The following is an 11,543-nucleotide window of genomic DNA, read 5'->3' on the forward strand; positions in this document are numbered from 1 at the left end:
GCAGACGCGCAGTGTCCTCGGGCCGGGCGGTTCGGCGGAGGTGTCCGTCCGGCCGGACAGGCACCCCCGCCCCTGGTGGGCAGCGCCCGGACGGACCCGGTGACCGAGCGCGCCGCGCGGTTCTGTCGGCCGGCCGGCCAGCCGACCGACCGGCCGACCGGCCCACCCACCGTCTAGCCGCTCCGGCTCGCGCCGAACGGGCGGCGCACCGTCGGGCGGCGGGCCGACAGCTCCGCCCTGAGCGCCGCATAGCGGGCCGAAGCCGCCCAGAGCACGCGGACGGCCGACCGCGGGGCCAGCCGGGCCCGCAGCCGCGTACCCCGGCCGGCCTGCGCACTCAGGGCCGTCGCGACGCTGCGGGCGTCCTCGGTGAGCCCCGGCGCCCGGTGCGGGCGCGGGGCGTAGAGGACCTGCTCCACCGCCCCGGCCAAGCGGTGCAGCGCCGCCGCGGCCGGCTCGTCCAGACGGCCGAGCCGTACGATCCGCGCCGCGGCCTTCCGCGGTGTCCGCGACTCGTCCGGCGGGATCCCGTGGTCCCACGCCGTGTCGATCACTTCCTGCCAGACCGCCAGGGTGTGGGCCGCCGGCCCCTCACCCGTCAGGCCGCGGGGCGCGAGCCGGACGGCCCGGGTCCGCATCCGCCACAGCATGGGCAGCAGGGGCAGCGCCGCCACCGCGAGGCCGCCGAGGGCCCACGCCGCGACGGCCGGCGGCCGTGGGCCGTCGTCGCCCGCGCCCACGCCGGCCTGCGGCGACTCGCTCCCGCACGGCTCCAGCCGCGCCTCCTGCGGCGTGCAGCTCGCGCTCGACGAGGGCGCGGCCGACGGCGCGCTGGACGCCGACTGCGTGGGCTGGGGCACGTCCGGCAGGTTGCTGCTGCCCGGCGCCTCGGTCTGCGTGTACGACGGGGTCGTCCCCCGGCTCGGGGTCGGCTCGAAACGGGTCCAGCCCACACCCTCGAAGTACAGCTCCGGCCACGCGTGCGCGTCCCGCAGGCCCACCGTCATCGAACCGTCCCCCTGCGGGGAGCCCGGGGTGAAGCCCACCGCGACCCGCGCCGGTATGTCCAGCGTGCGGGCCATCGCCGCCATCGCGAAGGAGTAGTGGATGCAGAACCCCTCCTTGTCCCTCAGGAACCGGGCTATGGCGGAGGAACCGCTGCCCACCTGCACCTCGGTGTCGTAGGTGAAGCCGCCGCTCACCGCGAACCAGTCCTGGAGCTTGACCGCCCGCTCGTAGTCGTTCGCCGAGTCCGCGGTCACGTCACGGGCCGTCTGCGCCACCACGGGCGGCAGCGACTGAGGTACCTGCGTGAACGGGCGCCTGATGGACTCGTCGGGCTCCGGCGCGTTCCTGAGCTGCTCCGCGGTCGGCTGCACGATCATGCTCCGCACGCCGTAGCTCAGGCCCCCGGTGTCCTGCCCGTGGTCGCCGACGAGGGTGCGGCCCACGGGCTCGAATCGCCAGTCGCCGTCGATGTCCACGCCCGTGGCCGGGTACGGCATCGGCAGCCAGTTCTGCTGGTAGCCCTTCGCCGCCGAGATCCGGGTGTCGATCTCGGTCCGCCTGACGTCGGGACCGAGACCGGCCGGGGACGGGAACGGGTCCGGCACGTTCACGATGCGCCGCTGGGCCGGTTTCCAGGACGTGCCGTCGAAATCGTCCAGGGAGACGATCCGCAGGTACAGGTCGTCGGTCTCGTCGCTGTTGGTGCGGTAGGACATGACCTCGCGGTCCTGGTCCACGTTCAGGCTGTCGCGCAGCGACACCAGAGGGTTCACCGCGGAGATCGTGCCGCCGCCCCCGGGGCCCGCGCCCACCCCGGTGCCCGTGCCGTCCAGCAGCCCGCCGTCCAGCGCGGGCAGACCGAGCGGCACCACCAGCGCGGCACCCAGCGCCACCGCGCCGATGCGCCGTCCGGTACGGACCGGAGCGACCGCGCCCCCGCCGGCCGGCGCCCCCGGGCCGCCCGACGCGCCGCTGAAGACCCGGCCCCACTGGGAGAGCCGCTCCCGGCCCTCGGCGAGGAGCAGCATCAGGTAGCCCGCGGCGGCGACCACGAACCACAGCCACGCCGCGCCGTCGGACAGCCCCGCGGCGACCGAGTACAGGGCGAGCAGCGGAAGCCCGGCGGGCGCCGCGCTGCGGTACGTCACCGCGAGGGCGTCCACCGCGAGGCCGATCGCCAGCACCCCGCCGATGATCATCAGCTTGATGCCGCCGGACAGCGGCGCCGGGATCGCGTACCGCCCTATGTCCTCCGCGCCCGCCTCCAGCAGCCGGAGGAAGTGGTCGAAGGCCCGCGGGCCCGGGACGAACCAGGCGACGGCCTGTTCCCGGGCGAAGACCGCCGTCAGCAGCAGCAGCGTCACCAGCGCCTGTGCCGCGACGGTCAGCGGACGGGCCAGCGGCACCCCGCGGGCCAGGACGCCCACCACGCTCTGCGCGCACAGCAGGAGCGCCGCCTGCAGGATCCACAGGGTGCCGCTCACCAGCGGCAGCAGCGCGCACGCCGCCATCAGCGTGGCGGCCCAGGCGCACAGCGCCAGCCTCGCCCGACCGCTCATGACCGTCCCTCCGTAGCGCCCGCGCCGCTCAGGGCGGTCACCGTCGCCCGCTCCCGGTCCGCCTGGCGCCACACGTCCGGCAGCGAGGCGCCCCGCGGCACGCTCACGGCCGTCCAGCCCGCCTCGTGCAGCATCCGTACCGTCTTCTCGCCCCGGCCCGCCGCGCCGGGTGCGGGCACCTCGGACGGGTCGTGTCCCCACACCTCGCTGTCCAGCAGGAAGGCGACCGCCCCGCCGCTGCGCCGGCGCATCCTGCCGACCACGGCTGCCTGCTCCTCGTCCAGGTCGCCGAGGAAGGCCACCAGCAGGCCCTCGTTCCCGCCGCGCAGCACGTCGTACGCGGGCGACAGGCCCGTACCGTCGGAGTGGTCGATCACGGCGAGGGTGTCCATCATCAGGCCCGCCGCGTCGGCCGACTCCTGGCTCGCGCCCGCGAACCCGTCGGCGCCCTCGCCGGGCACCGAGTCGCCGGTGTCCGTCAGCAGCCGTACGGAGAAACCCCGCTCCAGCATGTGCACCAGGACGGACGCGGCGCCGGAGACCGCCCACTCGAAGGCGGAGTCCGGGCCCGCGCCCTCGAAGGCGACGCCCCGGGTGTCCAGCAGCACCGTGCTCCGCGCGCGCTGCGGCTGTTCCTCGCGGCGCACCATCAGCTCGCCGTAGCGGGCGGTGGAGCGCCAGTGCACCCTGCGCAGGTCGTCACCGTGCCGGTAGCCGCGCGGGATCACGTCGTCCTCGCCCGCGAGGGCCACCGAGCGCTGCCGCCCGTCCCCGTACCCCCTGGCCTCGCCGCTGAGGCGGACCGGCGGCAGCGGCTCCACGCGCGGGACGACCGTCAGGGTGTCGTACGCCGAGAAGGAGCGGGTCAGCTCGCACATGCCGAACGGGTCGGCCAGACGCAGCTGCAGCGGGCCCAGCGGATAGCGGCCCCGCAGGTCCGAGCGCACCCGGTAGGACACCTCGCGGCGGCCGCCGGCCTCCACCCGGTCCAGGACGAAGCGGGGACGCGGACCGAGGACGTACGGCACCCGGTCCTGGAGCATCAGCAGCCCCGTCGGCAGCCGTGAGACGTTCTCCATCCGCAGGTGGACGCGGGCCTCGGCGCCCGCGGGTACGCGCGCGGGGCTCAGCCGGCGGGTGCCCGCGACGCGGTGCCGGGTGCGGTGCAGCACGATCGCGCAGACCACCGGCAGCACGGCGAGCAGCAGGCCGACACGGAGCAGGTCGCTCTGCCCGAGGACGTAGGCGCAGACGGCGGCGGCCACCCCGGCGGCCAGGAAGGAGCGGCCGCGGGTGGTGAGGCCGGCGAGTGTGGTGCGCAGGCCGCCCTTGCCGGTGTCGTGCTCCGTGTCGGGGACCGGCACCGCGGCGGTCATCACAGCCTCCGGGGCGGCCGGCCGTACGCGGACGTGCCGTGGTGCACGGAGAAGCCGTCCCGCGGCTGGGCGGCCGCGGGAACGGGTGTGTTCCGGAGTATCTCCTGGACGACCTGCTCGGCCGTCCGGCGGTTCAACTGGGCCTGGGCGGTGGGCAGCAGACGGTGGGCCAGGACGGGCACGGCGAGCGCCTGCACGTCGTCCGGCAGCGCGTACTCCCGGCCGTTCAGGGCGGCGGAGGCCTTCGCCGCGCGCAGCAGGTGCAGGGTGGCGCGCGGCGAGGCGCCGAGTCTCAGGTCGGGGTGGGTGCGGGTGGCGCCCACCAGTTCGACCGCGTACCGCCGGACCGGCTCGGCGACGTGCACGCCGCGCACGGCCTCGACCAGCTTGACCACCTCGTGGGCGTGGGCCACCGGCTGCATGTCCTCCAGCGGTGAGACGCCGCCGTGCACGTCCAGCATCCGCAGCTCGGCGTCCGCGCTCGGGTAGCCGACGGAGACCCGCGCCATGAAGCGGTCGCGCTGCGCCTCCGGCAGCGGATAGGTGCCCTCCATCTCGACCGGGTTCTGCGTGGCCACCACCATGAAGGGGCTCGGCAGCTCGTAGGTCTGGCCGTCGATGGTGACCTGGCGCTCCTCCATCGACTCCAGCAGCGCGGACTGCGTCTTGGGCGAGGCGCGGTTGATCTCGTCGCCGATCACGATCTGCGCGAAGATCGCTCCCGGCTTGAACTCGAAGTCCCGGCGCTGCTGGTCCCAGATGGACACCCCGGTGATGTCCGAGGGCAGCAGGTCGGGCGTGAACTGGATGCGCCGCACCGAGCAGTCGATGGATCGCGCCAGCGCCTTGGCCAGCATGGTCTTGCCGACGCCGGGCACGTCCTCGATGAGGAGATGTCCCTCGGCGAGCAGCACCGTCAGCGAAAGCCGTACGACCTCCGGCTTGCCCTCGATCACCTCTTCGACCGAACTGCGGACTCGATCCACAGTGGCGGTCAGATCAGTAAGGCTCGCTCGATCGTCATAGGTCGTCACCCGGCCCTCCTCGGCCCTTCCCCTGGCTGTGCGGAAGCAGGGCGAACCCCAACTCCCCGGGCCGACGCTCTGCGTTGCGGACCGGCCCACCCCGGAACACGGACACCACGCGCGAAAAGTTCCGCGTGACGCCACACCCGCATTCTTGCCGCCGTTACCGATTCGTGTCACTCGCCTGTGGACAACTGCCCGCGATATGCCGGGCTCGTGGTCTTATGGGCGTGGCAGAACCGGTACGGCGGCGTGACCGAGGGGTCCGAGTGCCCCGGCCCGGGTGACGAAAACGGGCTACGCGGGGTCGATCTCGCGCAGCAGCCCCGTCTTCACGTCGAAGACGAAGCCGCGTACGTCGTCGGTGTGCAGCAGGAACGGCGAGGTGCGCACGCGCTGCATCGACTGCCGCACGTCCTGGTCCACGTCGCGGAACGACTCAACCGCCCACGACGGGCGCTGGCCGATCTCCATCTCCAGCTCGTGCCGGAACTCCTCGGTGAGGGACTCCAGGCCGCAGCCGGTGTGGTGGATCAACACCACGCTGCGGGTGCCGAGCGCCCGCTGGCTGATGGTCAGGGAGCGGATCACGTCGTCGGTGACGACCCCGCCCGCGTTACGGATGGTGTGACAGTCGCCCAGCTCCAGGCCGAGCGCGGCGTGCAGGTCCAGGCGGGCGTCCATACAGGCCACGACCGCGACCCGGAGGACGGGACGCGCGTCCATCCCGGGGTCGGTGAACGCGGAGGCGTACCGCTCGTTCGCCTCGACGAGCCGGTCGGTGACGGTGCCCTCGGGAGATATGGCGCCTTCGGGGCCGGTGGGGACTGGTGTGGAAGTCGTCATGCCTAAGACGTTACTGGTCACCGGCCCCGCAAGCGCGCTGTGAGCACGGACAAAGAACAGTGGCGGGACTTGTTGTGAGGTACTCCACACGGGCCCCGGGGCCGCGGCCGTACGGGTGATTCCGGCCCTTCCGCCGTTCGCCGCCGGGCGGGAGCGCGACGCGCAGGCCGGTTGATTGACCCCGCGAAACCGTGGACTAAAGTGACGCGAAGCGGGAGGCGAGGTCCCCCTGCTGGACTGACATGTCAGGGCCGGCGGCCGTCCGGCCCCTTCCGAAACGTGCGCGGCGCGTACGTACGGCTCGGCCTCCTCCCGCTCCCGGCCGGCTGACGCCACCGGCGCCGGCAGGCCGTCCCCGCACCGGGGGCACGCCCGGCGCCGGCCGGGCGAGGGCGGGGACCCGGCGGTGCGTGACGCCGTGCCGGACCTGAGAGGGCCCCTTGAGCAACAGCCGCCACGTCCCCGTCATGCTCCGGCGCTGCCTGGACATGCTGGCCCCGGCCCTCACGGAGCCCGGTGCCGTCGTGGTCGACTGCACCCTCGGGCTCGGTGGCCACAGCGAGGCGCTGCTCGAGCGCTTCCCGGAGGCCCGGCTCGTCGCCCTCGACCGCGACAAGGAGGCGCTGCGCCTGTCCGGCGAACGCCTCGCGCCGTACGGGGAGCGCGCCACCCTGGTGCACGCCGTCTACGACGAACTGCCCGACGTGCTCGACCGCCTCGGCGTCCCGCGCGTGCAGGGCGTCCTGTTCGACCTCGGAGTCTCCTCCATGCAGCTCGACGAGGCGGACCGCGGCTTCGCCTACGCCCAGGACGCCCCGCTCGACATGCGCATGGACCAGACGACCGGGATGAGCGCCGCCGAGGTGCTCAACACCTACCCCGCCGGCGAACTGGTGCGGATCCTGCGCGCGTACGGCGAGGAGAAGCAGGCCAAGCGGATCGTGTCCGCGATCGTGCGCGAGCGCGAGAAGGAGCCGTTCACCAACAGCGCCCGGCTCGTCGAGCTGATCCGCGACGCCCTGCCGCAGGCCGCGAAGCGCACCGGCGGCAACCCCGCGAAGCGCACCTTCCAGGCGCTGCGCATCGAGGTCAACGGCGAACTCTCCGTCCTGGAGCGGGCCGTCCCCGCGGCGGTGGCGGCCCTCGCGGTCGGCGGCCGGATCGCCGTCCTGTCGTACCACTCGCTGGAGGACCGGCTGGTCAAGCAGGTGTTCGCGGCCGGGGCCGCCACCACCGCGCCACCCGGGCTGCCCGTCGTCCCCGAGCGCTACCAGCCCCGGCTCAAGCTGCTCACCCGCGGTGCCGAACTTCCCACCGAGGAAGAGATCGCCGAGAACCGGCGGGCGGCGCCCGCCCGGCTGCGGGGGGCGGAACGCATCCGCGAGTCCGCCGGGAGCGGCGAGGACGCCAGGTGAGGCGCGACAGCGGTACCGAGGCGCGCGAGTCGACCGGCAGGGAGGGGCCTTGAGCAGGAAACCCGAGCTGAGGGGGCGGGCCGCCCGGCTGGCGCGGCTCTTCCCCACGGCGTCCGGCCAGGCCGCGCGCACCCCGTTCGTCCTCCTGGTCGTGCTCGTCCTGGGCGGTGGGCTCATCGGCCTGCTCGTGCTGAACTCCGCGCTCAGCGAGGGGTCGTTCCGCCTGGACGACCTCAAGGAGGAGACCAAGAGCCTCACCGACGAGGAACAGGCGCTCCAGCGGGACGTGGACGCCTACGCGGCCCCCGACGCCCTGCAGCGCCGCGCGCGCGAGCTGGGCATGGTCCCGGGCGGCGCCCCCGCCTTCCTGAACCCCGACGGCACCGTCAAGGGCGTGCCGCGTCCCGCCGGCGCGCGCTCCCCGGCCGTCCCCCTCGTCCTCGCGCGCGAGGAGCTCACCGCGACCGGGTCACCGCCCGCGGCCGAGCCACCGGCCACGACCCCGGAGCCCGCCCCGCCGCCGCCCGCCCAGTCCCCGCAGCCCGCACAGCCGTCCACGACCTCCGGCAGGTGACGTCAGTGTCCGACAGGGAACCGCCGCGCCGCCGTGTGCCCGGACCCGCCCGGCCCGCGCGTCCGGACGCCCGGCGCCGTCCCGGCCCCGGCGCCCGTCCCGCACGCCGCCCCGGCACTCCGCGCAGCACCTCCCGCGGCACCCCCCGCCCCGCCTCCCGGCCCGGGGCGCCGCGCACCATCCGGCTCGGCAGCCCGCGCCCCCGGCTGCGCCTGGTGAGCCTCGCCCTGGCGCTGGTGATGACCGCCTTCGTCGTACGGCTGCTCCAGGTGCAGGCCGTCGACGCCGGCGAGTACGCCGCCAAGGCCCAGCAGAACCGCTACGTGGTGCACACCTTGGCCGCCGAGCGCGGCGGGATCACCGACCGCGACGGCGTGGCCCTGGCGATCAGCGTCGACGCGAACGACATCACGGCCGACCCCACGATGTTCACCCGCGAGGAGACGGAGATTCCCGACGCGCCCGAGCAGGCGGCCGCGCTCCTCGCGCCGATCCTCGGCCAGGACCAGAAGGAGATCGCCGGGAAGCTGCGGACCGGGAACACCCGGTACGTGCTGCTCGCCCGCCGCCAGACCCCGCAGGTGTGGAAGCAGATCAGCGACCTGAAGTCGGCGCTCGCGAAGAAGGCCAGGGAGGACTCCGGCACGGTGAACGTGCTGGCCGGCGTCTTCCAGGACCCCAGCAGCAAGCGCGTGTACCCGAACGGCGAGCTGGCCGCCGGGATACTCGGCTGGGTCAGCGCCGACGGCAAGGGCGGCGGTGGCATCGAGCAGCAGCTGAACGCGGAACTGGCCGGCAGGGAAGGCAAGATCCGCTACGCCCAGTCCGGCGGCCGCCAGGTGCCCACCGCCGACTCCACCGAGACGCCGGCGGTGCCCGGCTCCGACGTGGAGCTGACCATCGACCGCGACATCCAGTGGGCCGCCCAGCACGCCATCACCGAGCAGGTGGAGGAGTCGAAGGCGGACCGCGGGTACGTGATAGTCCAGGACACGCGGACCGGTCAGATCCTCGCCATGGCCAACTCGCCCGGCTTCGACCCCAACGACCTGTCGAAAGCCAGTTCGGACGCGATGGGCAACGCGGCCCTCCAGGACGCCTTCGAGCCCGGCTCCACCGCCAAGGTCATGTCGATGGCCGCCGTGCTGGAGGAGAACGTCGCCACCCCGATGACCCGCGTCACCGTGCCCAACCGGCTGCACCGCGGCGACCGGCTGTTCCAGGACGACGTGGACCACCCGACCTGGTACCTCACCCTCAACGGCGTGCTCGCCAAGTCCAGCAACATCGGCACCATCCTGGCCACCGGCCAGCTCGGCGACACCCAGGCCGAGGCCAACCAGGTGCTCCACTCCTACCTGCGCAAGTTCGGCATCGGCAGCGCCACCGGGCTCGGCTTCCCCGGCGAGACGAAGGGCATCCTCGCGGACCCGGAGGACTGGTCCACCTCCCAGCAGTACACGATCCCTTTCGGCCAGGGCGTCTCCATCAACGCCATGCAGGCGGCCTCCGTCTACTCGACCATCGCGAACGGCGGCGTACGCGTCGAACCCAGCCTGGTCCGCGGTACCAAGGGACCCGACGGCCGCTTCACCCCCGCACCCGAGCCCGGGAAGACCCGGGTCGTGAGCGAGAAGACGGCGAAGACGCTCGCCCGGATGCTGGAGTCCGTCGTCGACGACGAGGAGGGCACCGGCACCAAGGCGCGCATCCCCGGCTACCGCGTCGCGGGCAAGACCGGCACCGCGAACAGAGTGGATCCGGCCACCGGCAAGTACCACGGCTACACCTCGTCCTTCGCCGGGTTCGCGCCCGCCGACGAGCCGCGCGTCACCGTCTACTGCGCCATCCAGAACGCCACCGAGGGCAGCTACTTCGGCGGCCAGATCTGCGGCCCCGTGTACAAGGAGGTCATGCAGTTCGCGCTGAAGACCCTCCAGATCCCGCCCACCGGCGCCGAACCCGCGCGGCTGCCCGTCACCTTCAAGCCCTGATCAGCGAACCCCTGGTCAGACGGACCCGAACGACCGATCAGCACCACCGGACAGAACCCACCAGGAACCAGCCCGTGACAACGATCACTCCCGACGCCGGGAACCACACTCCGCCGGACGCCCCGCCCGGCGCCTCACTTCGCTCCGGCGGGGGTGCGCCCGGTACGCTCACCGCCGTGCCACACGCTGATCAGTCCCAAACCACCCAGAACGGCGAATCCGTGACCTACCCGGGACCGCCCAGGCCGGTGCACGTCTCCGCCGCACCCCTCGCGGAACTCGCCGGTCAGCTGGGTGCCGAGCCGCCGGGGGCGGCCGCCGACGTCACGGGCATCACCCATGACTCGCGCGCCGTGCGCCCCGGTGACCTGTACGCAGCCCTGCCCGGCGCCCGTCTGCACGGCGCCGACTTCGTGACCCAGGCGGCCGGGCTCGGCGCGGTCGCCGTGCTCACCGACCCGTCCGGTGCCGAGCGCGCCGCCGCCACCGGGCTGCCGGTGCTCGTCGTGGACGACCCGCGCGCGCGGATGGGCGAACTGGCGGCCACGATCTACGGCCGGCCCGGGAACGACCTCCTCCAGATCGGCATCACCGGCACCTCCGGCAAGACCACGACCGCGTACCTGGTCGAGGGCGGCCTCAGGACGGCCCACGCCACCGGACTGATCGGCACCGTGGAGATGCGCGTCGGCGACGAGCGCATCAAGTCCGAGCGGACCACCCCCGAGGCCACCGACCTGCAGGCCCTGTTCGCCGTCATGCGCGAACGCGGGGTCGAGGCGGTCGCCATGGAGGTCTCCAGCCACGCGCTCGTCCTCGGCCGCGTCGACGGCTGCGTCTTCGACGTCGCCGTCTTCACCAACCTCAGCCCGGAGCACATGGAGTTCCACTCCGGCATGGAGGACTACTTCCGGGCCAAGGCGCAGCTCTTCACCCCGGAACGCAGCGAACAGGGCGTGGTGAACCTCGACGACGAGTACGGCCGCCGGCTGGTGAAGGAGGCCGGCGTCCCCGTCGTCACCTACTCCGCCGAGGGCCACCCCGACGCCGACTGGCGCGCCGTGGACGTCCACGTCGGCCCGCTGGACTCCACGTTCACCGTCCTCGGCCCCCGGGGCGAGCGGATCACCGCCAGGTCGCCGCTGCCGGGCCCCTTCAACGTCGCCAACACCCTGGCCGCGATCACCGCCCTCGCCGCCGCCGGACTGGACCCGCAGACCGCCGCCGACGGCGTCGCCGCGGTGCCCGGCGTGCCCGGCCGCCTGGAGCGCGTGGACGCCGGCCAGCCGTACCTGGCGGTCGTCGACTACGCGCACAAGACGGACGCGGTCGAGTCGGTGCTCAAGGCGCTCCGCAAGGTCACCGAGGGCGACCTGCACGTCGTGCTCGGCTGCGGCGGCGACCGGGACACCACCAAGCGCGGCCCGATGGGCGCCGCCGCGGCCCGGCACGCCGACACCGCCGTACTGACCTCCGACAACCCCCGCTCAGAGGACCCCCTCGCGATCCTCGCCACCATGCTCCAGGGCGCGGCGTCCGTCCCCGCGCACGAGCGCGGCGAGGTCCAGGTCTTCGAGGACCGGGCCGCCGCCATCGCCGCCGCCGTGGCCCGGGCACGGCCCGGGGACACCGTGCTGGTCGCGGGCAAGGGACACGAGCAGGGCCAGGACATCGCCGGGGTGGTGCGTCCCTTCGACGACCGCCAGGTGCTTCGCGAAGCTATCCAGAAGACCCAGGGATGAACTT

Annotated in this window: 8 protein-coding genes; 4 read left to right on the top strand and 4 right to left on the bottom strand. The window is 73.8% G+C overall.

The features are described 5' to 3' along the window. Positions 1-173 precede the first annotated feature (173 nt). The 4 genes from IEZ04_RS20215 to IEZ04_RS20230 all read right to left on the bottom strand — a co-directional run bounded on the left by IEZ04_RS20215 (position 174) and on the right by IEZ04_RS20230 (position 5,814). On the bottom strand, positions 174-2,567 hold the full coding sequence (locus tag IEZ04_RS20215; RefSeq protein WP_189218325.1) for a transglutaminase TgpA family protein: 2,394 nt from the start codon (positions 2,565-2,567) through the stop codon (positions 174-176). Next, positions 2,564-3,943 carry a DUF58 domain-containing protein gene (locus tag IEZ04_RS20220; protein WP_189218326.1) on the bottom strand — a complete coding sequence of 460 codons (1,380 nt, stop codon included), beginning with the start codon at positions 3,941-3,943 and terminating at the stop codon, positions 2,564-2,566. Before IEZ04_RS20220 ends, IEZ04_RS20215 begins: the two co-directional genes overlap by 4 nt. Next, complete coding sequence (locus tag IEZ04_RS20225) at positions 3,943-4,977, bottom strand: AAA family ATPase (protein ID WP_189218327.1); 1,035 nt, start codon at positions 4,975-4,977, stop codon at positions 3,943-3,945. The genes IEZ04_RS20220 and IEZ04_RS20225 overlap by 1 nt, the downstream gene beginning before the upstream one ends. Before the next feature lie 288 nt (positions 4,978-5,265). Continuing rightward, positions 5,266-5,814, bottom strand: coding sequence for a beta-class carbonic anhydrase (locus IEZ04_RS20230; protein WP_189218328.1), 549 nt, complete (start codon positions 5,812-5,814; stop codon positions 5,266-5,268). Between the two features lie 440 nt (positions 5,815-6,254). Between IEZ04_RS20230 and rsmH the strand changes: the two genes are divergently transcribed. The 4 genes from rsmH (at position 6,255) to IEZ04_RS20250 (ending at position 11,539) form a co-directional block, all read left to right on the top strand. Further along, positions 6,255-7,229, top strand: a complete 975-nt coding sequence (rsmH, locus tag IEZ04_RS20235; RefSeq protein WP_189218329.1) for a 16S rRNA (cytosine(1402)-N(4))-methyltransferase RsmH — start codon at positions 6,255-6,257, stop codon at positions 7,227-7,229. A gap of 49 nt (positions 7,230-7,278) precedes the next feature. Next, on the top strand, positions 7,279-7,803 hold the full coding sequence (gene ftsL, locus IEZ04_RS20240; RefSeq protein WP_189218330.1) for a cell division protein FtsL: 525 nt from the start codon (positions 7,279-7,281) through the stop codon (positions 7,801-7,803). A gap of 5 nt (positions 7,804-7,808) precedes the next feature. After that, positions 7,809-9,797 (top strand): peptidoglycan D,D-transpeptidase FtsI family protein, encoded by a 1,989-nt coding sequence (locus tag IEZ04_RS20245; RefSeq protein WP_308429817.1) that lies wholly within the window; start codon positions 7,809-7,811, stop codon positions 9,795-9,797. Between the two features lie 221 nt (positions 9,798-10,018). Further along, complete coding sequence (locus tag IEZ04_RS20250; RefSeq protein ID WP_189218471.1) at positions 10,019-11,539, top strand: UDP-N-acetylmuramoyl-L-alanyl-D-glutamate--2,6-diaminopimelate ligase; 1,521 nt, start codon at positions 10,019-10,021, stop codon at positions 11,537-11,539. Positions 11,540-11,543 lie beyond the last annotated feature (4 nt).

The organism is Streptomyces ruber (assembly GCF_014648075.1).
GTDB classification, from domain to species: domain Bacteria; phylum Actinomycetota; class Actinomycetes; order Streptomycetales; family Streptomycetaceae; genus Streptomyces; species Streptomyces ruber.